Here is a 23,804-nt window from a genome sequence, read left to right as displayed (position 1 = left end):
CTGCCTGGGGAAGGGAGGGCTTCTACGCCTGTCCTGAGCGGGGCCTGTGGACGGGATGTGCGCGGGGTGGGGTTGGACAGTTTTCGCCGAGGCGTTCGTCACGGCTACTCACGCGCATGACAATTTCGGGGCTTGTTGTACCTGACGTCACGTCACAACGTGAGCGTCGGTCCGATCCCGGGCCTTGACGGCGTCCCGGGCCGCGCAGACACTGGGCCGACGGGCAGCGGCGGGCACCGGGGTGGGACGACCTCCGGAGCAGAGAGGCTGACCCCGCATGTCCAGACTGATCGCAGCCACCGTGACCGTCGTGGTCGCGGCCGCCCTCGCCGTGGGCGCCGCGTTCGGCGTCGTCGCGTTGCTCGAAGCCACTCCCGAACAGCCCAACAGCCCTCTGATCACGTACGAACAAGCGGGCCAGGGGAGCTGACCGGTGACCGCCCAGCCGGCAACCGTCACCCCGCCCGCCGCGACCGGCGCCGCCCGTTCAGCCTGGCACGAGGTGCCCCGGCTCCAGGTACGCCGGTTCGCGGCGATCGCCAAGGCCGAGGCGCCCGAGCTGGCCGAGGAGATCCTGCGCGAGATCCGCCGCGAATACCCGCACCTGCCGCTCGTGCTGGACGAGAACGGCGAGCCGATGGCGCTGGTCGGCATCCGGCGTGCCATCGAGGTGTTCGTGCAGCACCTGGAGCACGCCGACTACTCGACGGGCCGCCCCACCGTGCCGCCCGGCGTCTTCCAGGACTTCGGCCGTGGCGAGGGACTCAACGGCCGCACCCTGGACTCGCTCCAGGCGATCTACCGGATGGGGGTACGGCTGGCCTGGCGCCGCTTCGCCGACATCGGCCAGCGGGTGGAGATCCCGCCACCCGCGATGTACGAACTGGTCGACGCGGGCTACGAGTACCTCGACGGCCTGGTCGACCAGTCCGTGCGCGGCTACGCCGAGGCCGCCGCCCGCCAGGCCGGGGAACGGCTGCGCCTGCAACGCCGTCTGATGGAGCTGCTGCTCGCCGAACGCCACCGCGGCGACCCGGCCGACGCCCTCGCCGAACGCGCCGCCCGGATCGGCTGGCAGCTGCCCGACAAGGTCGCCGTCGGGGTGCTGCTGCGCCCGGCACGGGAGGCGGTCGCGCCCGCCGTCGGGCAGGGCGTGCTGCTCGACCTGGAGTACGAGCAGCCCCGCATGGTCGTGCCCGAACCGGACGCCGCCGGGCGTCCCGAGCTGTTGCAACGCGCGCTCACCGGCTGGGCGGGCGCCATCGGGCCGCCGGTGCCGCTGACCGACGCCGCGAAGTCGCTGCGCTGGGCCGAGGCCGCCGTACGCCTGATGGAACGGCGGCTGCTGCCCGCCGGGGAGGTGCTGTTCTGCACCGAGCACACCGAGGCCCTGGTGCTGCTCCAGCCCGAGGAACTCCTCGACGACCTGGCGCTGCGCTGCCTCGCGCCGCTCGCGCACTGCGGGCCCGCGCACGCGCGGCGGCTCGCGGAGACCCTGCTGGGCTGGCTGGAGACGCGGGGCGGGGCGCCCGAGGTGGCGGAGCGGCTCGGTGTGCATCCTCAGACCGTCCGGTACCGGTTGCGGCAGATACGGGAGCTGTGGGGCGACGAGATCGACGACCCCGACCGGCGCTTCGAACTGGAACTGGTGCTGCGTGCCCGGCGGTTGCGCGGCGAGATCGGGCGCGGCGGCGCTCAGTCCCGCCGGGTGGCGCCCACCGGCAGGCGGGCGAGGTCGCGGCCCACGACGACACGGCCGGAGTAGCCGCGGCTCGCCTTGGCGTACCAGGTGGCGTCCGGGACGAGGTTGGTGGCGCCCGGCACCAGATGGCTGAGGACCAGCGTGGGCACACCGGCGCGTTCGGCGAGCCGGCCGACCCGGGTGGCGTCGGTGTGGCTGATCTCCATGTGCCGCCGCTGCGCCGGCTTCAGCCCGCCCAGGGCGAGGGTGTCCAGGTCCATCACCTCGTGCACCAGGACGTCCGCGCCGCGCGCCAGCCGGGCCACGTTCGCGCAGGGGGCGGTGTCGCCGCTGAACACCACGGAGCCGTCGGCGGTCTCGAAGCGGAAGGCGAAGGACGGGTAGACCGGCGGGTGCTCCACCAGCACCGCCGTGACCCGCACCCGCTCGTCACGCATCACCTCGAACGGTTCCATCGGCGGCGCCATCAGCTTGCGCGGCCCGGCGCCCCTCGGCGGGCGGAACCGGATGTCGCGCGGCACGATCAGCTCCCGGATGTCGGGCCAGCCCTCGCTGCGCATACGGACGTTGATGTCGTAGGCGGTGGCGTCGATGTGCCCTGCGATCAGGTCCTCGGTGCCCGGCGCCGGCGCGGACGGGCACACGGTCCGCACGGCGCGCCCGGCGGGGTGGACGGCGGGGAGCGTGCCGGCGGACGGCGGCCCGTAGATGTGCACGGGGCCGCCCAGCGGCTGGAAACCGCCGAACCGCAGCCACAGCAGCGGGTACAGGTCCGACAGATGGTCCGAGTGCAGATGCGTGACGAACACCGCGGTGAGCTGCTCGGGCGTCAGCCAGGCCTCCGCGTACCGGGCGAACGTGCCCGGCCCGCAGTCCACGAGGTAGACCCGCCCGTCGACGACCAGCGCGGAGCAGATGCCGGACCGCCCGTGCATGGGGACGGGACCACCGCTGGTGCCGAGCAGCACGAGCTGGGTGCCCGCGCCGGGCGGCCTTGCGGACGCCGGGCCCGGGCGGAGGGGGAGCGCGGCGACCGCGCCGACGCCGGACGCGACGGCGGCGGTACGCAGGACGGTGCGGCGAGTGGGCTCGGGGAATGCGGGCATGGCGGGTCCCGGAGGCTGAGGAGGGGTACGGGGCTGCGGGTGCGCTGCGGTGGGGCGAGGCCGGGCACTGTCGATCTCCCGTCGCCCTGCCGGGCCCGGGAGTTTGGCCTGTCAAGCAGTCAACGGCCGCAGGGCCGTGCGGGCTTTGGTCCGGCGCCCCAAACTCCGCCGGGTCTTTGGGACCCGGGCCCCATGCGCCCTGGGGGGGGGCGGGGGGAACCGCGCGACCAGCCGCGACGGTGCCGGAGCCGATCGCCCGCAGCGCGGCCGGCGCATCGCCCCTACCCGGGCCCCAGCAGCCGCACGATCTCCAACGCCATCCGCAGCTCCAGCGCGTCCTGCTCCAGCGGCCGCCCCAGCAGCCGCTCCGCGCGCCGCACCCGGTACGTCACGGTGTTCCGCGCCACGAACAGCCGCTCGGCCGCCCCCTGTGGACTGCGCCCCTCCGCCAGGTACACCCGCAGCGTCTCCCGCAGCTCCCGCACCCGCGGATCCTCGCCACCCAGCTCCCCGAGGACGCGTGCGGCGAACCACCGGGCGTGCTCCACGTCCGCCGTGAGCAGGGCCGCCGTGCTCACGTCGGCGTAGTCGCACAGCCAGCCGGTGTGGCCGAGGCGGTCCATGCGCCGGGCCTCACGGGCGCCGCGGTGGCTGCGCCGGAAGCCCTCGGCGCCGTACCCCACCGGTCCCAGCGCGGCCCGCAGCGGTCGGCGTTCGGGGACCAGCCGGGGCAGCCGGGTCAGGGCGTCCCTCGGCGGCGCCGCCGACCAGCAGGCCCACGCCCACAGCTCGGCGCTGCCCGCCGCCACGGTCAGCAGGTTCTCCGCCCCGGCGGCCCGGCCCAGCTCGGCGGCCAGGAGCCGGAGTTCGTCCGGCGAGCAGGCGTCGGACGAGCCGGCGGTGACGATGAACGCCGCGTGGTGGCGGGCCAGTTCATAGCCGAGCGTGCGCGCGGCGACCGCCCCGCCGACCACCCGTCCGGCCAGCAGGTCGTCCACGATCCTGCGACGCACCGCCTCCCGGCCGCGCCGCCAGCGGTCCCGTTCCGCGACGTACTCCTCGGCGAGCCGGCTGGCCTGCACGTCGGCGTAGACGAACAGCAGCTCGCTGACCCGGTGGCTCTCCTGGATCCGGACGTCGTCCGGCTCCTTGTCGAGCGCCTCCATCAGCCGTCCGTGCAGATAGGCGTGCCCGAGCCGCACCCCGCGCAGCACCCGCTCCAACGGCACGTTGCGGCGGACCAGTTCGGCGTTGCCCGCCACGGCCTCGGGCACCACCAGCGCACCCGTCGGCTCCGGCTCGGTGAGCAGCCCGCGCAGCGCCTGGAGCACGGTCGCCTCCACCGCCCGGTGGAACGGCGGGTACGCGCCCGGCCCGCCGTGCTCGGGTACCTGCCGCACGATGTGCGCCGTCATGTCCCGGGCGGTCTCCACGGCCCAGCCGACCGGACCCGGCCCCAGCGGCGCCCGCGCGGCGGCCAGGGTCTCGGGCGAGCACACCGGTTCCGGCGGCGCCGCCGAGGGCACCAGCCGCAGCAACCACGACGACCCGCTCACCCGGCCGGTACAGCAGATGCCGCCGGCACCGGCGCCCCCGTCAACGGGCCCCCGTGAGGCCCCGGGACCGCAGCACCCGCCGCTCCAGCGGGGCGAACAGCAGCAGGTCCACCGCGATGCCGACGACGAGGATCTCCCCGATGGTGGCCAGGACCAGCGCCATGTCCTGGTAGGAGCGGGCGTTCTCCAGGAGCTGGCCGAGCCCGAGCCCCAGCTCCGGTGAGGCGGCGATGAGTTCGGCCGCCATCAGCGACCGCCAGGAGAACGCCCAGCCCTGCTTGAGGCCGGCCAGATAGCCGGGCAGCGCGGCCGGCAGCAGCACGTACCGCACCCGTGCCGCCCCGGTGGCGCCCAGCACCCGGCCGGCCCGCAGATACAGCGGCGGCACCTGGTCGACCCCGGCCAGCAGCCCGTTCGCGACGGACGGCACGGCACCGAGCAGGATCACCGCGTAGATCGTCGCGTCGGTCAGCCCGAACCACACCACCGCGGCCGGCACCCACGCCACCGACGGCAGCGACTGCAACCCGGACAGCACCGGCCCGACCGCGACCCGCAGCGGCCGTACCGCGCCCAGCGTCAGCCCCATCGCGGTGCCCAGGAGGACGGCCGCGGCGAAACCGAGCGCGCCCCGCTCCATGCTCGTCCACACCGTCGAGAACAGCGTGCCCTCGTACCACTGGCCGGACAGGGCCCGCCCCACGTCGGCCGGGGAGGGCAGCAGGTAGTCCGGCTTGAGCTCGGCCTCGTACGCGGCCTGCCAGGCGAGCAGGACCAGCGCGACGGCGACCAGGGGCGGCAGCACCCGTTGCCGCAGCAGCCGCCCGACGGGTTTCCGGGCGGAGCCGGCGGGCGCGCTGTCCAGCGCGTCCAGGCCCGCCCCGACCGCCGCGCTCTCGCGCACCTTGCGGGTGACCGTCTCACCGGCGGCCATGGCGGCGGATCTCCTCCCGTAACGCGTCGGTGACCAGGGCCGTCAGGGCGGCCTCCGGAGTGCCGTCGGCGGTCCACTCGCGGGCGATCCGGCCCGGCCGGGAGGACAGCAGCACGACCCGCTGCCCGAGCCGCACGGCCTCGCGCACGTTGTGGGTGACGAACAGGACGGTGAGGTCGTTCTCGGCCCTGACACGCAGGAGTTCCTCGTGCAGTACGTCGCGCGTGATGGCGTCGAGCGCGGCGAACGGCTCGTCCATCAGCAGCACGTCGGCGTCCTGGGCCAGCGCGCGGGCCAGGGCGACGCGCTGGCGCATCCCGCCGGACAACTCGTGGATCCGCTTGCCGTACGCGTCCTTCAGCCGCACCAGGTCGAGCAGCCGCCGCGCCTCGCCGGGGCGGTCGCACCGGGGCACCCCGCGCAACCGCAGGGCGAGTTCGACGTTCCGCCCGGCGCTCAGCCACGGGAACAGGGCGTGGTCCTGGAACATCAGCGCCGGCCGCCCCCCGCCGGACACGTCGATGGCGCCGGTGGACGGCCGGTCCAGGCCCGCGACCAGGTTGAGCAGCGTGGACTTGCCGCAGCCGGAGGCGCCCAGCACACAGACGAACTCGCCGCGTCCGACGGTCAGTCCGATGTCGTCGAGCACCGTCTGACGGCGCCCGCCGGTGTCGAACCACTTGGAGACATGGGTGAGGCGTACGGCGGGCCGCTCCGCCTCGGCCACCGGGACGGGACGGGCCGGTGCGCCGGTGTGCAGGGCCGTTTCTGCCATGGGGATCACATCCTTCTCTGGTTCAGGGGGCCGGAGCGGCCACGACACCGAGCCCGGCGTCGTCCACGGCCGCCTCGCCGCGCCGGGCGAGGACCCGGTTGAGGGGGCGCAGATCGAAGATTCCGTCCAGGGCCGTACGGCTCCCGCCGAGCAGTCCCAGCCGTGCCGCCCGTTCGGCCTCCTCGGCGAGGGTCGCGGCGAGCGGGTCGTCGGTGAGACGGACGTGCCGCCAGGCCGCGTCGAGGACCCGCTCCGGCAGCGGGCGTCCGGTCAGCGACTCGATGGCCCGGTTCACGGCCGCCCGGCCCTCGACGGGGCGGCCGCGCAGCCACGCGTTGGTGCGCACCGCGCCGCGCAGCACGGCCTCGACGACGTCCGGATGGTCCTTCAGGAACGAGGGGTTCACCACCACGAGGGCGGTGACGAACGTGCCGCCGTCCCACAGGTCCGCCTCGTCGACGAGCACCCGCCCGCCGTGGGCGACGAGTTGCGCGGCCACCGGCTCCGGCACCCACGCCCCGTCGATGGCGCCGCGCCGGAAACTGGTCGGGATCTCCTTGACGGACTGCCGTACGACCGTCACGTCCCCGCGCCCGGTGCGCGGGTCGACCTCCCAGCCCTGCTCCCGGATCCAGTGCAGCAGGGCCACGTCCTGCGTGTTGCCCGCCTCGGGCGTGGCGATCCGCAGCCCCCGGACGTCGCTGCCGCGCACCGCGGCGTCCGCGTCGACGACCAGCGCGACCCCGCCGGAGGCGGCGCCCGAGACGATCCGCAGGCCCCGGCCGCCGGAGCGCAGGAAGCCGTTGATCGCGGGCGACGGGCCCATCCACGCGATGTCCACGGCGCCCGCGTTGAGCGCCTCGAGCGCCGAAGGGCCGCCGTGGAACACCTGGGTGCGCAGCCGGGTGCCGCCCAGCTCCCGGGTGAAGAAGCCCTGCTGGACGGCGGCCAGCGGGGTGGCGTGGGTGACGTTGGCGAAGTAGCCGACGGAGACCGACTCCGCCGACAGCGGCGGACCCGTGCCGACGGCCGGTGCGGCCGCCGCACCCGGCGCCCGGGACCCGTAGCCGCAGCCCGCCGCGCAAGCCAGCAGCAGGAGCAGCGTCAGGGCCGCGTGGAGCGGACGCCGGGAGCGGCGGGGCCCACGGCGGCGCTCAGGCAGCCGCATCGGGGGTCCCCGGAACGGTCGCGCCGGCCATGCCCGCGGTCAGCGTGGCCCCGTCGGCGGGGTCGATCAGCACGAAGGAGCCGGTGCGCCTGCTGTCCTCGTACCGGTCGAAGGCCAGCCGCTCGGCGGTGCGCAGCGCGACCCGCCCGATCTCGTTCAGCTCCAGCCGCTCGGCACCCGTGATGCGCCGGACCACCGCGCGCACGGTGCGCGTGGTGTGCCTCAGCAGCACGTGGTCCCCGGGCCGCAGCGGCTTCTCGTGCAGATGGCACACGGCCGCCTCGACGTCCCGGGACACCACGGGCAGCGCCGCCGCCGGGACGATCAGGTCGCCCCGGGAGACGTCCAGGTCGTCGGCCAGCCGCAGCGCGCCCGACTGCGGGGAGCGCAGCGACTCGACCGGGGAGCCCAGCAGGTCGACGCCGGTGACGGTGGTGGTCCGCCCGGACGGCAGCACGGTGACCCGGTCGCCCACCCGCATTGCACCGCTCGCGAGCTGACCGGCGTACAGGCGGGTGTCACCGGAGCGGATGACGTACTGGACCGGGAAACGGGCCGGGGCGTCGGCGGCCTCCTCGGTGACCGGTACGCTCTCCAGATGCGCCAGGACGGTCGGGCCGCCGTACCAGTCCATGCGCGGGGAGGACTCGACCACGTTGTCCCCGGAGAGCGCGGAGATCGGGATCGCGGTGACGTCGGGGATGCCGAGGCCGGCCGCGAGCCGGGTGAACTCCCCGGCGATCGCCTCGAACACGGACCGCTCGTAGCCGACGAGGTCCATCTTGTTGACCGCGAGGACCACGTGCGGCACCCGCAGCAGCGCCGCCACGGCGGCGTGCCGGCGGGTCTGCTCGACCACGCCCTTGCGGGCGTCGACGAGGATCACGGTGAGGGTGGCGGTGGAGGCGCCGGTGACCATGTTCCGGGTGTACTGCACGTGCCCCGGGGTGTCGGCGAGGATGAACCGCCGGCGCGGGGTGGCGAAGTACCGGTACGCCACGTCGATGGTGATGCCCTGCTCGCGCTCGGCGCGCAACCCGTCGGTGAGCAGGGCCAGGTCGGGTCCCTCGCCCGAGGAGGCGCGGGCGACGGCCTCCAGCTGGTCGGCGAGGACCGACTTGGAGTCGTGCAGCAGCCGTCCCACGAGGGTGGACTTTCCGTCGTCCACCGAGCCGGCGGTGGCCCAGCGGAGCAGATCCGCCTCGGCCACGGGCGCCTCGTCGGGCCGGGAGGTGGGCGTGGGGTTCATGTGTCCCTCCTGTGCTCCGGCCCCGGCACTCAGCCGGGACCGGGCCTCCTGGAAGATGCCGCGCATCATCAGGGCGGCGGTGACATGCGGGGGGTGGCCGAAAGCCGTCAGATCGGCGGTCATCTCAGAAGTACCCCTCGCGCTTGCGGTCCTCCATCGCGGCCTCCGACAGCCGGTCGTCGGCGCGGGTCGCGCCGCGTTCGGTGAGCCGGGAGGCGGTGATCTCGACGATCACCTGGTCGACGCCGGACGCCTCGGACAGCACCGCGCCGGTGCAGGACATGTCGCCGACGGTGCGGTAGCGCACCCGGCGCCTCTCCACCGGTTCGCCGTTCTTGGGGCCGCCCCAGTCGCCGGGGGCCAGCCACATGCCGGAGCGCAGGAACACCTCGCGCTCGTGCGCGAAGTAGAGGGACGGCAGCTCGACGGCCTCGCGGGCGATGTACTGCCACACGTCCAGCTCGGTCCAGTTGCTGAGCGGGAAGACCCGCACGTGCTCGCCGGGCAGATGGCGGCCGTTGTAGAGCTGCCACAGCTCGGGCCGCTGGCGGCGCGGGTCCCACGTACCGAACTCGTCGCGCAGCGAGAACACCCGCTCCTTGGCCCGGGCCTTCTCCTCGTCGCGCCGCCCGCCGCCGAACACCGCGTCGAAGCCGCCGCCGGAGATCGCCTCCAGCAGCGGAAGCGTCTGCAACGGATTACGGGTGCCGTCGGGCCGCTCGCGCAGCACACCCCGGTCGATGTAGTCCTGTACGGAGGCCACATGGAGGGTGAGCCCATGGGTGGCTACCACACGGTCCCGGTAGGCGAGCACCTCCGGGAAGTTGTGCCCGGTGTCCACATGCAGCAGCGCGAACGGCAGCGGCGCCGGCGCGAACGCCTTCAGCGCCAGGTGCAGCATCACGACGGAGTCCTTGCCGCCGGAGAACAGCAGCACCGGCTTCTCGAACTGACCGGCCACCTCGCGGAAGATGTACACCGCCTCCGACTCCAGCACGTCGGTGTGCGTGAGCCGGGCGGCCACGGCGGTCACAGCAGCCCCCGCCGCGTCATCAGCCCGTGCACGACGGTCACCGACTCGGCGACGGACTGGAGCTGCGTCTCCACCTTCGCGTCCGGCGACCGCGGAGGCTCGTAGGGGTCGTCGATGCCGGTCAACCCGGACAGCCTCCCGGCACGGGCCTGCGCGTACAGGCCCTTCACGTCGCGCACGGCGCACACCTGGAGCGGGGTGGCGACATGCACCTCCAGATACGGCGTTCCGCTCGCCTCGTGCCGCTTGCGGACCGCCTCGCGGCTGTCGGCGTACGGCGCGATGACCGGGACCAGCACCAGGATCCCGTTGCGGGCCAGCACCTCGGCGACTAGTCCGATGCGCTGCACGTTGGTGTCGCGGTCCTCGCGGGTGAAGCCGAGGCCGGCGCTGAGGAAGGTGCGGATCTCGTCGCCGTCGAGCACCTCGACGCGATGTCCCTCTCGGGTGAGCCGGCTGGCCAGCGCCTGCGCCAGGGTCGTCTTGCCGGAGCTGGGCAGCCCGGTCAGCCAGACCGTGGCGCCCTGGGTCGGCGGGGTCCTCATGCGCCGCTCCTCGCCGCCGGGGCCGCCGCGCCGGCCAGGGGGGCGACCCCGTGCGCGGCGAGCACCGAGAAGCCGGGGGCGCACGCCTGCTCCAGCTCCTCCCGCTCGGCGCCGGGCAGATCCCGCCAGGACGACGAGGGCGCGCCCACCTTGGCCGCGCACCGGCCCACCCAGTCCTCGTCCAGGAAACCGTCGCCGAGGAACTCGCCGATGCGGTGCAGGGATTCCTCGGGTGAGGCGAGCAGGTCCTCGTACCACAGGTGCAGCACGTTCTCCCGGGGCAGCGCGGACATCGCCGTCATGCCGCGCCGCATCTCGTCCGCCCAGTAGGTGCCGAACAGCGGGACCGGGACCCGGTAGTCGCGCACCGCGTCGGCGTCGAAACGTTCCGGCAGGAAGGGCAGCAGTTCCTCCGGCACGAAGCCCAGGTCCCGCTCGGCGTCGAGGGCAGGCTGCTCGGCGTACGGATCGTGACCGAGCGTCAGGTGCAGTGCCATCACCACCGCGGCCATCCGGAAGCCGGTGTGCCGGCTCATCGACAGGGCGGTGTCCCGGCCGTCGCGCACGATGTGCAGATACCGGGCGTCGGGGAAGTGCTGACGGAACTGCGAGGCGAGGATCAGCGAGCCGCCGCTGCGCTCCGCCCACAGGGACCTGCCGAAGCGGGTGCACAGCCAGCCGAAGAGGCGGTGGTAGTGCGCGCCGGCCCCGGCGTCGGGGAACCGGGCGACGGCCGCCTCCAGCTCGTCGTACAGCTCGTCGGGGGTGCCGGTGAGGTGGGGCAGCGTGGTGAGGAGGATCGCCGGGACGCCGTCGGCGGCCTGGAAGCGGGTGCCGGGGGCGGTGCGGTAGAGGACCTCCTCGGGGGCGAGCCCGTGGGCGGTCAGGAGCTTGTTGACGGTGTTGCGGGAGGACAGGATCCGCCAGAACTCCGCCGCCGTCACGGGGCCTTCGGGGAAGACCCGGGCGGTGATCCGGTACATGTCCGTGAGGTGGTTGAAGAGCTCCGACAGGCTGAGGACCTGCGGGTGCTCGCGCAGCAGCTCGGAGACCAGGGTGGAGCCGCAGCGTCCGGTGCCGGTGACGAAGACCTGGCCCGGGGCCGGTGAGGTCGCGGTGGGCATGTGCAGCTGTTCCTTCCGTGCGTCCTTGGGGTGGTGTCCGTGGGGTCGTGCCGGGAAGGTGCGTCGAAGGCGTCAGGTGCGGCGCAGCAGGGCCGCGTAGAGGGTCAGGCCGGGGCCGAAGGCCATGGCGACCACGGGGCCGTCGGTGCGGGGCAGCCGCTCGAGGACCATAAGGACGGTGGGCGAGGAGCAGTTGCCGCACTCGTCGAGGACGCCGTACGACGCGTCCAGCGCGCCGGCCGGCAGGTCGAGACGTTCGCCGACGACCTCCAGGATCCGCTTGCCGCCCGGATGCACGGCCCAGCCGGTGACCTCGTCGGGGGTCAGCCCGTGCGGGGCGAGCAGCTGGTCGCGGACCACCTCGCCGACGTGCTGCGCGAGCACGTCCGGGACCTTGGGCGACAGGCCCATCTTGAAGCCGAGGTCGGTGATCTGCCAGCTCATGTGGTCGGCGGTGGAGTGGTCGGTGACCGCGACGACGTCGATCACCTCGTAGCCGCTGTCCGCGTCGGGCTCCAGGACGACGGCGGCGGCCGCGTCGGCGAACAGGGCGTGCGCCACGATCTGTTCGATGTCGCGGGTGGGCGGCTGGACGTGCAGCGAGGTGAGTTCGAGGCACAGCAGCACGGCCGGGCGGCCTCGGGAGGCGACGAAGTCGGAGACCGCGCCCAGCGACGGGACGGCGGCGTAACAGCCCATGTGGCCGATGAACAGCCGCTGGACCTTGCTGCTCATGCCGAGCTCGTCGGCGAGGCGTAAGTCCAGCCCGGGCGTGGTGTAGCCGGTACAGGACGCCACGGCCAGCAGGCCCACGTCCTGCGGGGCCAGGCCGGCGGACTCCAGGGCGTGGGCGACCGTGCGCCTGCCGAGCGGGACGGCCTCCTCGATGTAGCGGTTCATGCGCTGTCCGGTGCTCCAGCCGGACACCTCCTTCTCGGCGCGCGGGTCCACGGCCGTGGAGCGGGAGCTGATACCGGAATTCTCGAATATCCGGCGGGCCAGCGGAAAACCGTCGTAGTGCTCCAGGAAAAAGTCCTGCCACAGCTCGTCCTGGCTGCTCGGGGCACCTGGAAAAGAATGTGAGGAGCCGGTGATGACCGGGCGGGCGGCGGTACGCATCGCGCGACGAGCAGGAGCGATTTTCTCTTCGATATGCATGCCTGATTCCTTTGTTTCGGGTCAGCTTCGGTCCAGCTTCGGGCAGCGGAAAACGGCCGCTTCCGGCGAATGACGGGAGAGGGAATCGTGCGTGCCGATGTGCGGTCGGCCCGGGCGTCTTTGCGCAGGCCAGACCGTCGGAGTGGCGCTCGGTGAAGTACGCCGTCAGGGCGTACGAAGACTGAAGAAAGAGTGGTCAGCTCTCCCCCGTTCGAACCGCATGTCGATTCGATGCCTTCAGTCAAGCACATGCGCTTCACTGGAATCAAATATTCCGCCGCTAATTTCTTCGGCGGAAACAATTGACGACGAAAATAATCGGCCTGCCTCTCGGTGAACGCGAGAGGCAGGCCGGTGCCGGTTTTTATCCCGGGTATCTCAGCCAGAGCCGGCTTTGATTTCGGTCAGTGGGCGTACGGGTTCTCTGTGCGGGTCGGCGCGCAGCCGGGCTCCCTCGATGTCGAGGTCGGGCAGCAGCCGGTCCAGTCGCCGTGGCAGCCACCAGGCGCCGCGGCCCACCATGGCCAGAACCGCCGGCACCAGCGTCATCCGCACCACGAAGGCGTCCACCAGCACGCCGAACGCCAGGGAGAAGGCGATGGGTTTGACGATGGCGTCCTCCGTGGTCACGAAGCTGGCGAAGACGAAGAACATGATCAGCGCCGCCGCCGTGACCACCCGTGAGGCGTGCCCGGCGCCGTCGACCACCGCGTCCCGGGCGCGCCCGGTGCGCACCCACTCCTCGCGCATGCCGGACACCAGGAACACCTCGTAGTCCATCGCCAGTCCGAACAGCACCGCCATCAGCACGATGGGCAGGAAGCTGACGACCGGTCCGGTACTGGCCACACCCAGGGCGCCCGCGAGCCAGCCCCACTGGAACACCGCCACGACCGCGCCGAAGGACGCCGCCACCGACAGCAGGAAACCGGCCGTCGCCTTGAGGGGCACGACCAGTGACCGGAAGACGAGCAGCAGCAGCACCAGGCACAGGCCCACGACCACGGCCGCGAACGGGAGCAGGGAGGCGCTCAGCCGGTCGGAGACGTCGATGCCGATCGCGGTGGTGCCGGTGACCGAGACGGCGGCGCCGGTCTCCCGCTCGATCGTGGCGGCGTCGCCGCGGATGGCGTCCACCAGCTCCTGCGTGGACTCGTCCTGCGGGCCGCCGTCCGGCACGACCTGGATCACCGCCCGCCCGGACCGCGGGGCGTACTGCGGCTGCCCGACCTTCACCACCCCGGGCAGTTGTCCCAACCGCCCGCCCACGGCGGCTGCCTGCCGCCGCCCGGCCTCACCCCGGACGTCCGCCTCGGCCAGCACCAGCAGCGGCCCGTTGAATCCCGGCCCGAAGGTCCCGGCGACAGTGTCGTAGGTCTCGCGCTGCGACGTCCCGTGCGCCGCGCTGCCGTTGTCGGGCAGGGCGAGACGCAGATCGGCGGCGGGAACGGCGAGGGTCACCAGGGCGGCGACGGAGGCGAGGACGACGAGGAGGGGGCGCCGGGTGACGAGAAGGGCCCAGCGTCGGCCCATGACCGACGGGGGCTCGCCGGGGGAGGGGCCGTCGGCGAAGGCGCCGTCGACGGAGGCGCCGCTGAGCGGGGCGTGCTCGCGCTCCCCGCCCCGGCCGCTCGCGTCGCCGCGTGTGTCTCCTTCTCCGCGCCGGCTCGCGGCGCCGCCCGCCGCGGCCGCGGCCCGCCGCGCCGCCCGTGAGTCAGGGCGTGGCGTCAGCCGGGATCCCGCGAGGGCGAAGAGGGCCGGCAGCAGCGTCACCGCGACCAGCACCGCGATGAGTACGGCCGCCGCCGCGCTCAGGCCCATGACGGTCAGGAACGGAATACGGACGACCAGCAGCCCCACCAGCGCGATGACGACCGTCGTTCCCGCGAACACCACCGCGCTGCCCGCCGTGCCGACCGCCCGCCCCGTGGACTCCCGCGGGTCCATCCCCTGGGCCAGTTGCGTGCGGTGCCGGGAGAGCACGAACAGGGCGTAGTCGATCCCCACGGCCAGCCCCAGCATCAGCGCGAGGCTCAGCGCGGTCGACGACACCGTCACCCCCGAGGACACCGCGAGGAGTCCGGCGAGCCCGGTGCCGACGCCGACGAACGCGGTCAGCAGCGGCATCCCGGCGGCGAGCAGCGAGCCGAAGGTGAGGGCGAGCACCGCCAACGCGACGACCACACCGAGGAGTTCGAGAACGCTGGGCGTCAGCACCCCGTTGCCGTAGGCCTGACCGCCGACGGACACCTCGAGTCCCGCCTCCTCGGCGGCCCGTGTGGTCTCCTCCAGCGCGTCGAGCGTGCCGTCGTCCAGGGCGGACCGGCTCACGTCGTAGTTGACCTGCGCCAGCGCGGTCCGCCCGTCGGGCGTCACGGTCCCGGCCGTGTCCGGCGGGATCACCGCGGCGACCTGCGGCGCGTCCTGCGCGGCGGTGAGCGTGCGCTGGATGCCCTGCGCGGTGCGAGGCTCGCTCACCTTGCGTCCCTCGGGCGCGGTGAACACGATCTGCGCGCTGGTCCCGGCCGCCGCCGGGAAGTCCTCGGCCATCGTGTCCTGCGCCCGCTGGGACTCGGAGCCGGGAATGGTGAACTCGTTGTCGAGCTTGCCGCCCACGACGACCAGCGCGCAGACGGCACCGGCCAGCACGGCCAGCCAGGCCGCGAGGACGAGCCGCCGGCGGCGGTACGCGCCGAGGCCGAGCCGATAGAGCCAAGTCGCCACGGAGATGCTCCTCGTGCAGTAGTGGCAGTGCGGTGGGGGAGGGCGGGGGCTTCGGTGAAGGGCTACGACGGGTGGGCCTCAGGCCTTCACGGTCGTACTGCCTCCCGTCAGCTCCAGCCGCAGCCCGGTCGACGTCACGGCGAGCCGTTCCGGTTTCAGGCCGAGCGGCAGCCCGGACAGGTCCAGTTCCCGGGGGGCCCCGCCGAGGAACTGGGCGGCGAGCGCGTCCGGGATCGTGCGGTCGCCGACCTTCACCGCGGTGCGCTCGATGCGGATGCCCCGCTCCCTCAGTACCGGCCGGAAACCGACGGAGATCCGACCGGCCGGCCCGGCGTGCACGACGAGTTCGCCCGCGCCGGGATCGGGGGTGACGGCGGCGGTGCCGAGCGCGCCGCCGGTCATCGTGGCGACGGCGTCCGCGAGGGCGGCGTCCGTCAGTTCGGCGCTCACCCGGGAGTCGGCCACCGACAGTCCGCCGCCGGTGCGCACCACGTCGTCAAGCTCCGCGTGCAGATCCACCCCGGTGAACCGGCGGAAGGTCGCGCCCTCGCCGGAGACCTCGACCCGGGGGAAGGCCCCGCGGGCCAGCTGCACCATCACGGGAGTCGGGCCGAAGTCGACGTCCAGCGTGGTGTGCAGCCGGCGCTCCATACGGTCCGCGAGCCGGTCGGCCGCCCGGTCGCGGGCCACCGCCTCGGCGACGCCCGCCGCGGCGAGCACCGCCGCGGCCACGCCCAGGGCGACCAGCCGGGCCCGCCGTGAGGTCCCCGCGTGGACCGTACGCCCCCTGCGAAAAAGTGTCATGACTGACAGCATAGCCAAACTGTCATGACTGACAGATTCTGTACCGTCGGTTTTCCGCCTGCGATACTCCTCACATGGCAACCCTCGACACTCCCCACGCCGAGCCTCGCGGCCGGCGCGAGGCGCACAAGGCGGCCACGCGCAGGGCGCTCCAGGAGGCGGCGCACCGCATGTTCGAGGAGCGCGGGTACGCCCGGACCACGGTGCGGGACATCGCGGCGGCGGCCGGGGTCACCGAGCGGACGTTCTTCCGCTACTTCCCTTCCAAGGAGGACCTCGTCCTCGACGAGACGCTGGACCTCGCCCCGGTCATGCGGGCCCGGGTGATCGCCCGGCCCGCCGAGGAGGACCCTTACGCCGCCGTGCTGGGCGCGGCCCTCGATCTCGTCTCCGACGGCGGTGTGGGCCTGATGTTCAGCGGCCCGCCGCAGCGCTTCCCCGGCCAGCCGGTGCGTCAGTTCCTGCCGGTTCTCGGCCAGTTCGAGACCGAGCTCGCGCAGGCCGTGCGGGAGCGGCTCGCGCGCCACGAGCCCGACGCCGCATCGTCCCTGCGCGCCGCGGTGCTCGCGCGGGCCGCGGTCGGCGCGATCCGGTCGGCGCTGTTCGCGTACGCGGCCCTGCCGGAAGGGGAGCGCACCCTGGCCGTCGCCGAGGAGCTGCTGCGCACCGCCTTCGGTCACCTGCGCACGGGCTGAGTCCCCGGCACCCCACCCGGCCCCTGCAAGGCCATCGGCCCCTGCAAGGCCATTGCCCAGGCAAACACTCCATGAGTAGCCTGTGTTCGCCATTCCGACCGCATGTTGAAATTTCGAACACGCGGCCCGGGACGACGCACCGCTCAAGCCAACAGCACACCCAGCCGTAAGCCGCAGACGCAAGTCTCAGAACGCAAGGGAGGGAGCCGGCCGTGGGACGCCTCGTACCTGCCGTGACCCGGGCTCTCGACATCCTGGAGCTCTTCCTCGACGGGGACGGCACGCTCTCCGCCCCCGACATCGTGCGCAAGCTCCAGCTGCCGCGCACCACCGTGCACGAGCTGGTCACCACGCTCGCCGCCCGGTCGTACATCGTGCAGGTCCCCGGCCAGCCCGGCCGCTACCGGCTGGGCGTCCGGCCCTACCAGCTCGGCAGCCGCTACGCCGAGCAGCTCGACCTCGCCGCCGAGGGTCAGCAGGTCGCCCGGTCCGTCGCCGAGACCTGCGACGAGACGGTGCACGTGGCGATCCTGGAGGGCACGGACGTCATCTACATCGCCAAGGTCGACTCCACGCACGCCGTGCGCATGGTCTCCGCGGCCGGCCGTCGCCTCCCCGCCCACTGCACCTCCGTCGGCAAGATGCTGCTGGCCTCCCTGCCCGAGCCGGAGCTCGCGGCCCGCGTCCCCGACGGCGCCGAGCTGGCCGCGATGACGCGGAACAGCATCACCGACCCGGCGGCCCTGCGCGAGGCCCTCGCCGGGATCCGGCAGCGGGGCGTCGCCGTGGAGAGCCGGGAGTCCAACCCGGACGTCTCCTGCGTCGCCGCGCCGGTCCGCGACCGCACCGGCCAGGTGGTGGCCGCCCTGTCCATCTCGGTGCCGATGATCCGCTGGAGCGACGAACGCCGCGCCGAGCTGGAGCAGCTCGCCGTGAAGGGCGCGGCGGAGCTGTCGGAGCGGCTGGGCCACCGGAGCGCCGTATGACCGCCTACGAGGTGGCGGTACGGGCCGAGGCGACGCTCGGCGAGGGCCCGACGTGGGACGCGCGGGAGGGGCGGCTGATCTGGATCGACATCCTGGGCTGCCGGCTGCACACCTACGACCCCGCCACCGGCCGCCGCGCGACCCGCACCACGCACCAGCACATCGGCGCGGCCAAGCCCCGCGCGGGCGGCGGACTGGTCCTCAACCTCCGGGACGGAGTGGGCCTGCTGGACCCGGACGGCACCTTCCGCCGGCTGCATCACGACCCGGTCCCCGGCCGCCGCGCCAACGACGCCGCCGTGGCGCCCGACGGCGCGCTGTGGGCGGGCACCATGCGCTACGACGAGGCGCCGGGCGGCGGCACGCTGGCCCGGGTCGCGCCCGACGGCTCGGTGGAGGTCGTCCTCGACGACGTGACGGTGAGCAACGGCACCGGCTGGAGCCCCGACGGCCGCCTCATGTACTACGTCGACTCCCCGACCCGCCGGATCGACGTCTTCGACCACGCCGACGGACGGGTGTCGCACCGCCGCACCCTGGTCAGGATCGAGGAGGGCGCCGGATTCCCCGACGGCCTCACGGTCGACGCCGACGGCTGTGTGTGGGTGGCCCTGTGGGACGGGGGCGCGATACGCCGCTACACGCCGGCCGGCGAGCTGGACCGGATACTCCGGCTCCCCGTCCCCCGCCCCACGGCCTGCGCCTTCGGCGGCGCGAACCTGACGGACCTGTACGTCACCACGGCCCGCACCGGCCTGACGGCCCCGTCCCCCCTGTCCGGCTCACTGCTGGTCCTCCCCGACACCGGATCCGGCGTGGCCCAGCCGGCGTTCGCGGGCTAGGGGCGGGATGCGCCCGGGGCCGGCCCAGCACGCCTGCGTGAGGTGGGAAGCGTCCCGGCAAAGGGAGTTCATGGGGCCGGGCGCGCGTGGGAAGTTCGGCTTGCGCCCCGGGCGTGCCCGAACGCGCTTGGTGGGAACGGGTGTTTCAGCGAAGCTGTGGCGATGACCACCACACCAGAATGGGAGCAGCGCTCCGTCCTTCGTCACCGCTCCCAACTGGAGTCCGGCTACCGGCGCACGAGCCCGGCCCGCGGGACCGTCAGGGCCTAGGGAAGCCCCGCGGCCTTCCGCTCCTCGCTGGTCAACGGGGGGCCGGGGAGGGCCGGCTGCAGCGGCCCCAGCGCCGCCGCCAGCAGGACCGACGGGGCGAGCAGCACCTCCGAGCGCCGCTCCAGCGAGGTCACGTCGGTCACCCGGCGGGCGATCCGGCCGTTGCCGGTGGCCGTGTACATCAGCCGGTCGACGTACGAGGCCACGAGCCGGTCCCTCAGCGTGGGGCCGTCCGGGGTGGCGCCGGGGTAGAACACGTCCTGGCCGATGGCCAGGTCCCAGGCGGCGCCGACCGGCCGTGCCAGCGCCTTCTGGACCCGGCGGGACAGCCCGGGTGCCGCCCAGCCGTGGCGCCGCGTCAGGTCGCGCAGCAGCAGCGCGCTCTGTGCGGCGGCCGCGAGGCCGTGCCCGTAGACCGGGTTGAAGGAGGCGAGCGCGTCGCCGAGGACGGTGAAGTTCTCGGGCCAGGCCCGCATCCGCTCGTAGTAGTAGCGGCGGTTGACGGTGGCGCGGGTGAACGACACCTCGGACAGCGGCTCGGCCCGTTCCAGCAGATCGCCGATGAGCGGGTGCCGGAGGTCCTCGCGGGCGAACCGCGCGAAGTCGCCGGTCGCCGGGGAGGGTTCGCCGCCACGGGTGCCGGACAGGGTGACGATCCACCGGCCGTCCTCGATGGGCAGCAGGAAGCCCGCCCGGCCCGGCCCGCCGTCCCGCGGGTCGGACTGCACGTTGACGACCGGGAAGCCGGAACGGGCGTCCTCGGGGGCGAGGTAGAGCCGGCTGGCGTACGCCAGGCCGGGGTCCACCTTGCGCTGCCGGGCCGTGGGGAGTCCCAGGTCGGTCAGCCAGCGGGCGGCCGTCGAGCCGCGCCCGGTGGCGTCGACGACCATGCCCGCCCCGACGACCCGCTCCTCGCCGGCGTCGCGTCCCCGCACCCGGACCCCGGTGACGGCCGCCGCGGTGCCCTCAAGTCCCACCACCTGTGTGCCCTGCAGGACCTCGACCCGGGGGTCCGCGAGGACGTGCGCGCGGATCGTGGCGTCCAGCAGGTCCCGGCCGGCCAGGACCACGTGGTGGGACTCGGGCCAGCGGCGGAACCAGCCCTGCCGGGACAGGGCGACCATGTCCGTCGTGACGGGCAGCCGGCGCGCCCCGGCCTCCCGCAGGGCCTCGGTGACACCCGGCACCAGGGCCTCCACCGCCCGCGCGCCGCCCGACCACAGCATGTGGGCGTGCCGCGCCTGCGGCAGGCCCTTGCGGGGCGCGGGTCCCTCGGGCAGCACGTCCCGCTCCACCACGACGACCCGGTCGGCGAACTCCGCCAGCGCGCGCGCCGCGAGCATGCCGGCGTGGGATCCCCCCAGGACGACGGCGGTTCTGGCGGGGAGGGACGGTTCAGTCATGCGCGGACACACTCTCTGCCGGGGCGGCGGCGCGGGCGCGGACCGCCTTGATCTCGTCGGAACTGCGAAGGGCCTGGGACACGGCGTGGATCTCCCGGAGGAGGTAGGTGTTGTCCGGCTCCGAGGGAGGGGCGCTCCGGCAGTGGTCCCGGGACCGTTCCCGGGCGGCGACGGCGTCCTGGATCGTCACGGCGGCGGCGAGGGCCTGCGCCCGGCCGCGCTCGAACCCGAGGTCGAGGGCCGCCTCGTACGCCCGTGCGCGCAGGTCCTCGTCGAGATGACGGGAGAGCTGGAGCAGCGCGTCACGGATGAACGTCTCACGGCGGATCAGGCGCAGTTCGGCGGGGGCGTGCGGGGCGAAGGGCTCGCGGCCGTCGGTGACGGAACGCATCAGCAGGCCCAGGGGGCGCAGTTGCCGGTGGCGGGCCCGGACACGCCAGTGCTCCTGGAGGTACTGGCCGGCGTGCGGGACGATGAAGCCGACCGCGACCAGGGTGGCGGAGACGCAGGCGGCCACCGGCGCGACGTCGGTGCTCAGCCGGTCCAGGTCGTGGCCGGTCCAGCGGGCGACGATGGCGGTGAGCTTGGACGCGTCGAAGAACAGGTTCGTCGCGTAGCCGACGCCCAGCAGCCGCAGGCCCCAGCGGAGCCAGGCGTCGAGGCCTTCGGTGCGGATCCAGTTCCAGATCAGCCGGGCCGTGATCGCGCAGGCCACGGTGTGCGCGGTCAGGTAGAGCATGATCTGCTCGCGCATGAAGGGGGTGGTGGCGTAGTACGTGTCCAGGTCGCGCAGGCGTTCCACGGGCGCGTCGGCCAGCCAGAAGAGCACCCACAGGGCGACGATCACGCCGGCGTAGACGGCGACGACCCAACGGACCGCGCGGCGTGTGCGGTTCGCGCGGTCGGTCAGGCCGTTGCGCCAGGCGATGATCAGCAGCAGCCAGGACGCGCAGAGCGCCGTGAGCAGGGAGTACACCCAGGGCGCGGAGATGTTGGGCACTCCGGTCACGCGGTTCGTCCAGGCGATGGTCTTCGGGGCCGCGAAGACGAACACGGCGCACGCGAACAGCAGCAGACCACCGACGGCACGCAGCAGCGGGTCCCGCCACATCTTGATGATGCTGGGCAGTTTGATCGCCAGGGCCGCGGTCAGTACGAGGGCCGGCAGCCAGAAGGTCATGTGCACCTCGCTGAAGAGATCACCCGCGGGGGACCGCCGGCGACGCCGTAGGCGTTCGTCACCGCTGCGCACCCCTTCGTCCGCGGTAGCCCATGGAACGCTGTACGGGGTCGAGCGAACCGATGTCGTGGCTGCCGCCGCGGTCGCCGCCGGCGAGGGGCCGCAACAGCGCGGCGAGCCGGTGGCCGAACTCGTCGGCCTCGGCCTCCTCCCGTCGGCGCGAGCCGTTGCGGGCGGCGACCACGAGGGCGGTGCCCTGCCGGCCGGAGCGGTCCGCGAGGGCGTGCGCGGCGGCCGCCCCGACGACGTGCTGATGACCGTGCCCGGCGTACATGTGCCACAACTCATGGCCGAGAATGACCAGTTGCTGAACCGCCTCGGCGCGTTCCTCGACGATGACGAGGTCGAAGTCCTCGAACTCCACCCACAGCCCGGTCACTTCGATCTCGTCGGGGAACCGCTCGAAGCGCAACTCGACGGGGCGCCCGCCGCGCAGCGTGCTCATCGCCTCGCACAGCGCCCGGCACAGTTCGTGCATGTCGGCGGGGGGACGGGGGCGGGTCCGCAGGGCGGTGCCGAGTTCGGCGGCCAGCGCGCGCATGGCCGAGCCGCGCCGCCGGCGCCGTAGCGCAGCGAGATCCATCGCACCCCCTCACCACCGATCGACGAGCGGTTCGAGACTACGCGGCCGGATGTGTCCGCGTCATGCGGTCCCGCGACCGTTGTTTCAACCGAGAACGATCACCGGGCGCCGAAAGTCGTGCGCGACCCATCGCCGCGCACCGTTGACGCGCAACTCCTCCGAAAATACGGTCCTGTTCGCGTTTCCGGGCGGCAGGCGTCGCGGCACGGCCGGGGCGAGGTCCTCGAGCACAGCGCGCTCGCGGACGCCGACCCCGACGCCCGCGACACGCTCACCGACCCCGACCGCGTCACCCCGCACCCCGTCACCGGCACGTCCCTCGCGGACGGCCGGCTGACGGCCGCACCGGAGCCGCCGTCCTGGAACGTGATCCGGCTGGCGTAGCGGCGGTCACAATGGATGTATGAGGATCTCGGCACGGGCGGACTACGCGGTACGGGCGGTACTCGAACTCGCCGTACGGCAGGGCGGCGAACCGGTGAAGGCGGAGGCCATCGCCGCCGCGCAGGACATCCCGCACAAGTTCCTGGAGGGGATCCTCGGAGATCTGCGGCGCGGCGGGATCGTCGACAGCCGGCGCGGCGGCAGCGGCGGCTACCGGCTGGCGCGCGAGGCGTCGGCGATCACGGTCGCCGACATCATCCGGACCGTCGACGGCCCGATCGTGTCGGTCCGCGGCGAGCGCCCGACCGGGCTGGCGTACCAGGGCTCGGCGGAGCCGCTGCTGCCGCTGTGGATCGCGCTGCGGGCGAACGTGCGCAAGATCCTCGAAGGGGTCACGGTCGCGGACATCGCGGCGAACGCGCTCCCGGAGCCGGTACGCGAACTGGCGGCCGAACCGGCGTCCTGGGAGAACCCCACCTGAGCCCACCCGGGGGTCGACGACGGGCCCTAGTACCCGCCGGACACCAGCTCCAGCGCCTCGCCGAGACCGCCCGGCCTCGGCATCCCGGACGGCGCGGAACCGGCCCACCCGGTGCCGCCGAGCACGACCAGCGGACGACGGCGGGCGCCGCGGGCACCCCAGCGGGTCCCGGCGACGTGCGCCGCAAGGGGGGTGCTCGCCGTGCTGCGGGCCTGCGCCCACAGGACGACGACGGGAGGGCCGAGCCGTCGCACCGCCGCGGTCAGCGCCTCCGCCGGCACGGCCGCGCCGAACATCCGGGTGGGCACGCCGCGCTCGCTCAGCGCCGCGGTGAGGGCTTCGAGAGCGAGGGTGTGCTGCTCCCCGGGCACGCAGGCCAGCACGACCGGACCCGGGGCGGTCGCGGGGACCGCCTCCGGCGGCGGGGCGGGCGGGTTCACCCGCCGCGTGGCCCGGCGTAGCGTGGTCGAGACGTGCCAGGACAGCAGATGCTCGACCTCGACGTACCGGTCGCCCGACGTCTCCCACTTGCGGCCCACGGCGTGCAGCACCGGCATCATGACGTCGTGCCAGGCGCCGACGACGCCGTGCCGGTCGACGGCGGCGGTCAGCAGGTCGTCCACCGCCGGGGCGTCCAGCCGTACGGCGGCCCGGGCGAGGCCGCGGCACTCCTGACGCACGTCGCCCAGCGGGAGGGCACCGGCGGCATGGGAGCGGCCGTCGCCGTCGGGACTCCCGCCGTCCGGGCCGTCCTGTGCGGTTGCGGACACGGCTGCCGTCGCGGACACGCCGGCGCCGGCGCGCGCGGCACGGGCGGCCTCCGCGGGCGGTACTCCCGCCGACGTCAGCCGGCACATCGCCTCCAGTACCGCCACGTCCCGCGGTGACCAGCGGCGATGCCGCCCCTCGGTCCGTACCTCCGTGCCCACCCCGTACCGGCGGTCCCAGGAGCGCAGAGTCGTCGGCGAGACGCCGAGCCGCCGGGCCAGGGCGCCGGTCGTCAGACCCACCTCGGGGACCGGCTCCCTCTCCCGTGCCATGT

22 protein-coding genes and 1 pseudogene are annotated in these 23,804 nt (G+C 73.9%); 7 read left to right on the top strand and 16 right to left on the bottom strand.

Annotation, left to right across the window (positions count from 1 at the left end; translation table 11 throughout):
* The first annotated feature begins 277 nt into the window (after positions 1–277).
* A complete protein-coding gene (locus tag ACFV6X_RS12890) occupies positions 278–430 on the top strand; it encodes a hypothetical protein (RefSeq protein ID WP_385381754.1) in 153 nt (50 codons plus the stop codon).
* Positions 431–433: 3 nt separating this feature from the next.
* A complete protein-coding gene (locus ACFV6X_RS12885) occupies positions 434–1,765 on the top strand; it encodes a PucR family transcriptional regulator (RefSeq protein WP_385381752.1) in 1,332 nt (443 codons plus the stop codon).
* On the opposite strand, the gene ACFV6X_RS12880 is transcribed toward ACFV6X_RS12885, so the two are convergent.
* The 12 genes from ACFV6X_RS12880 to ACFV6X_RS12825 form a co-directional block, all read right to left on the bottom strand.
* Positions 1,696–2,808: an MBL fold metallo-hydrolase gene (locus ACFV6X_RS12880; protein ID WP_385381749.1), complete on the bottom strand. Its 1,113-nt coding sequence runs from the start codon at positions 2,806–2,808 to the stop codon at positions 1,696–1,698. The genes ACFV6X_RS12885 and ACFV6X_RS12880 overlap by 70 nt on opposite strands.
* A gap of 281 nt (positions 2,809–3,089) precedes the next feature.
* Positions 3,090–4,364, bottom strand: a complete 1,275-nt coding sequence (locus tag ACFV6X_RS12875; RefSeq protein WP_385381746.1) for a PucR family transcriptional regulator — start codon at positions 4,362–4,364, stop codon at positions 3,090–3,092.
* Between the two features lie 40 nt (positions 4,365–4,404).
* Positions 4,405–5,298 carry an ABC transporter permease gene (locus ACFV6X_RS12870; RefSeq protein WP_385381743.1) on the bottom strand — a complete coding sequence of 298 codons (894 nt, stop codon included), beginning with the start codon at positions 5,296–5,298 and terminating at the stop codon, positions 4,405–4,407.
* Positions 5,285–6,073, bottom strand: a complete 789-nt coding sequence (locus tag ACFV6X_RS12865) for an ABC transporter ATP-binding protein (protein WP_385381740.1) — start codon at positions 6,071–6,073, stop codon at positions 5,285–5,287. Before ACFV6X_RS12865 ends, ACFV6X_RS12870 begins: the two co-directional genes overlap by 14 nt.
* A 22-nt stretch (positions 6,074–6,095) precedes the next feature.
* Positions 6,096–7,241, bottom strand: a complete 1,146-nt coding sequence (locus ACFV6X_RS12860) for an ABC transporter substrate-binding protein (RefSeq protein WP_385381737.1) — start codon at positions 7,239–7,241, stop codon at positions 6,096–6,098.
* Positions 7,228–8,490: a sulfate adenylyltransferase subunit 1 gene (locus ACFV6X_RS12855; protein WP_385381839.1), complete on the bottom strand. Its 1,263-nt coding sequence runs from the start codon at positions 8,488–8,490 to the stop codon at positions 7,228–7,230. Before ACFV6X_RS12855 ends, ACFV6X_RS12860 begins: the two co-directional genes overlap by 14 nt.
* Before the next feature lie 124 nt (positions 8,491–8,614).
* Positions 8,615–9,523 carry a sulfate adenylyltransferase subunit CysD gene (gene cysD / locus ACFV6X_RS12850; protein WP_385381735.1) on the bottom strand — a complete coding sequence of 303 codons (909 nt, stop codon included), beginning with the start codon at positions 9,521–9,523 and terminating at the stop codon, positions 8,615–8,617.
* Positions 9,520–10,068, bottom strand: coding sequence for an adenylyl-sulfate kinase (gene cysC, locus ACFV6X_RS12845; RefSeq protein ID WP_385381732.1), 549 nt, complete (start codon positions 10,066–10,068; stop codon positions 9,520–9,522). Before cysC ends, cysD begins: the two co-directional genes overlap by 4 nt.
* Complete coding sequence (locus ACFV6X_RS12840) at positions 10,065–11,192, bottom strand: sulfotransferase family protein (protein ID WP_385381729.1); 1,128 nt, start codon at positions 11,190–11,192, stop codon at positions 10,065–10,067. The genes cysC and ACFV6X_RS12840 overlap by 4 nt, the downstream gene beginning before the upstream one ends.
* 72 nt (positions 11,193–11,264) lie before the next feature.
* Entirely contained in the window at positions 11,265–12,350 is a 1,086-nt protein-coding gene (locus ACFV6X_RS12835) for a type III polyketide synthase (protein WP_385381727.1), read from the bottom strand.
* Positions 12,351–12,728: 378 nt separating this feature from the next.
* Positions 12,729–15,074, bottom strand: a complete 2,346-nt coding sequence (locus ACFV6X_RS12830; RefSeq protein WP_385381724.1) for an MMPL family transporter — start codon at positions 15,072–15,074, stop codon at positions 12,729–12,731.
* A gap of 78 nt (positions 15,075–15,152) precedes the next feature.
* Positions 15,153–15,878 carry a DUF2993 domain-containing protein gene (locus ACFV6X_RS12825; protein WP_385381722.1) on the bottom strand — a complete coding sequence of 242 codons (726 nt, stop codon included), beginning with the start codon at positions 15,876–15,878 and terminating at the stop codon, positions 15,153–15,155.
* A 74-nt stretch (positions 15,879–15,952) separates the two neighbouring features.
* On the opposite strand from ACFV6X_RS12825, the gene ACFV6X_RS12820 reads away from it, so the two are divergent.
* The 3 genes from ACFV6X_RS12820 to ACFV6X_RS12810 all read left to right on the top strand — a co-directional run bounded on the left by ACFV6X_RS12820 (position 15,953) and on the right by ACFV6X_RS12810 (position 18,401).
* Positions 15,953–16,573, top strand: a complete 621-nt coding sequence (locus tag ACFV6X_RS12820) for a TetR family transcriptional regulator (RefSeq protein WP_385381720.1) — start codon at positions 15,953–15,955, stop codon at positions 16,571–16,573.
* A gap of 212 nt (positions 16,574–16,785) precedes the next feature.
* Positions 16,786–17,559, top strand: a complete 774-nt coding sequence (locus ACFV6X_RS12815) for an IclR family transcriptional regulator (protein ID WP_385381717.1) — start codon at positions 16,786–16,788, stop codon at positions 17,557–17,559.
* Positions 17,556–18,401, top strand: coding sequence for an SMP-30/gluconolactonase/LRE family protein (locus tag ACFV6X_RS12810; protein WP_385381714.1), 846 nt, complete (start codon positions 17,556–17,558; stop codon positions 18,399–18,401). The genes ACFV6X_RS12815 and ACFV6X_RS12810 overlap by 4 nt, the downstream gene beginning before the upstream one ends.
* 266 nt (positions 18,402–18,667) lie before the next feature.
* On the opposite strand, the gene ACFV6X_RS12805 is transcribed toward ACFV6X_RS12810, so the two are convergent.
* From ACFV6X_RS12805 to ACFV6X_RS12795, 3 genes are read right to left on the bottom strand one after another with little or no spacing between them, the layout of a single operon-like run.
* Complete coding sequence (locus ACFV6X_RS12805; protein WP_385381711.1) at positions 18,668–20,074, bottom strand: NAD(P)/FAD-dependent oxidoreductase; 1,407 nt, start codon at positions 20,072–20,074, stop codon at positions 18,668–18,670.
* Entirely contained in the window at positions 20,067–21,254 is a 1,188-nt protein-coding gene (locus ACFV6X_RS12800) for an MAB_1171c family putative transporter (protein ID WP_385381708.1), read from the bottom strand. The genes ACFV6X_RS12805 and ACFV6X_RS12800 overlap by 8 nt, the downstream gene beginning before the upstream one ends.
* Positions 21,255–21,312: 58 nt before the next feature.
* A complete protein-coding gene (locus ACFV6X_RS12795; RefSeq protein ID WP_385381705.1) occupies positions 21,313–21,897 on the bottom strand; it encodes a toxin-antitoxin system, toxin component family protein in 585 nt (194 codons plus the stop codon).
* A gap of 216 nt (positions 21,898–22,113) precedes the next feature.
* Between ACFV6X_RS12795 and ACFV6X_RS12790 the strand changes: the two are divergent.
* A pseudogene (locus ACFV6X_RS12790) lies at positions 22,114–22,281 on the top strand (alpha-N-arabinofuranosidase); the annotation flags it as partial.
* 19 nt (positions 22,282–22,300) lie between these two features.
* A complete protein-coding gene (locus tag ACFV6X_RS12785) occupies positions 22,301–22,762 on the top strand; it encodes an RrF2 family transcriptional regulator (RefSeq protein WP_385381702.1) in 462 nt (153 codons plus the stop codon).
* 26 nt (positions 22,763–22,788) lie between these two features.
* Here ACFV6X_RS12785 and ACFV6X_RS12780 read toward each other — a convergent pair whose 3' ends face one another.
* Complete coding sequence (locus tag ACFV6X_RS12780) at positions 22,789–23,802, bottom strand: MerR family transcriptional regulator (RefSeq protein WP_385381699.1); 1,014 nt, start codon at positions 23,800–23,802, stop codon at positions 22,789–22,791.
* Positions 23,803–23,804 lie beyond the last annotated feature (2 nt).

Origin of the sequence: Streptomyces sp. NPDC059861, assembly GCF_042731435.1 — a bacterium.
In the GTDB taxonomy this organism is placed as follows: Bacteria; Actinomycetota; Actinomycetes; order Streptomycetales; family Streptomycetaceae; genus Streptomyces.
This window is presented reverse-complemented; position numbering and strand designations above follow the sequence as displayed.

What these genes read in the sequence shown, in the direction of transcription:
- ACFV6X_RS12820 (WP_385381720.1), top strand. Translation starts at nt 15,953, where the DNA reads ATGGCAACCCTCGACACTCCCCACGCCGAGCCTCGCGGCCGGCGCGAG.
- ACFV6X_RS12835 (WP_385381727.1), bottom strand. Translation starts at nt 12,350, where the DNA reads ATGCATATCGAAGAGAAAATCGCTCCTGCTCGTCGCGCGATGCGTACC.
- cysC (WP_385381732.1), bottom strand. Translation starts at nt 10,068, where the DNA reads ATGAGGACCCCGCCGACCCAGGGCGCCACGGTCTGGCTGACCGGGCTG.
- ACFV6X_RS12865 (WP_385381740.1), bottom strand. Translation starts at nt 6,073, where the DNA reads ATGGCAGAAACGGCCCTGCACACCGGCGCACCGGCCCGTCCCGTCCCG.
- ACFV6X_RS12870 (WP_385381743.1), bottom strand. Translation starts at nt 5,298, where the DNA reads ATGGCCGCCGGTGAGACGGTCACCCGCAAGGTGCGCGAGAGCGCGGCG.
- ACFV6X_RS12805 (WP_385381711.1), bottom strand. Translation starts at nt 20,074, where the DNA reads ATGACTGAACCGTCCCTCCCCGCCAGAACCGCCGTCGTCCTGGGGGGA.
- ACFV6X_RS12780 (WP_385381699.1), bottom strand. Translation starts at nt 23,802, where the DNA reads ATGGCACGGGAGAGGGAGCCGGTCCCCGAGGTGGGTCTGACGACCGGC.
- ACFV6X_RS12795 (WP_385381705.1), bottom strand. Translation starts at nt 21,897, where the DNA reads ATGGATCTCGCTGCGCTACGGCGCCGGCGGCGCGGCTCGGCCATGCGC.
- ACFV6X_RS12855 (WP_385381839.1), bottom strand. Translation starts at nt 8,490, where the DNA reads ATGAACCCCACGCCCACCTCCCGGCCCGACGAGGCGCCCGTGGCCGAG.
- ACFV6X_RS12810 (WP_385381714.1), top strand. Translation starts at nt 17,556, where the DNA reads ATGACCGCCTACGAGGTGGCGGTACGGGCCGAGGCGACGCTCGGCGAG.
- ACFV6X_RS12890 (WP_385381754.1), top strand. Translation starts at nt 278, where the DNA reads ATGTCCAGACTGATCGCAGCCACCGTGACCGTCGTGGTCGCGGCCGCC.
- ACFV6X_RS12825 (WP_385381722.1), bottom strand. Translation starts at nt 15,878, where the DNA reads ATGACACTTTTTCGCAGGGGGCGTACGGTCCACGCGGGGACCTCACGG.
- ACFV6X_RS12860 (WP_385381737.1), bottom strand. Translation starts at nt 7,241, where the DNA reads ATGCGGCTGCCTGAGCGCCGCCGTGGGCCCCGCCGCTCCCGGCGTCCG.
- ACFV6X_RS12880 (WP_385381749.1), bottom strand. Translation starts at nt 2,808, where the DNA reads ATGCCCGCATTCCCCGAGCCCACTCGCCGCACCGTCCTGCGTACCGCC.
- ACFV6X_RS12785 (WP_385381702.1), top strand. Translation starts at nt 22,301, where the DNA reads ATGAGGATCTCGGCACGGGCGGACTACGCGGTACGGGCGGTACTCGAA.
- ACFV6X_RS12840 (WP_385381729.1), bottom strand. Translation starts at nt 11,192, where the DNA reads ATGCCCACCGCGACCTCACCGGCCCCGGGCCAGGTCTTCGTCACCGGC.
- ACFV6X_RS12800 (WP_385381708.1), bottom strand. Translation starts at nt 21,254, where the DNA reads ATGACCTTCTGGCTGCCGGCCCTCGTACTGACCGCGGCCCTGGCGATC.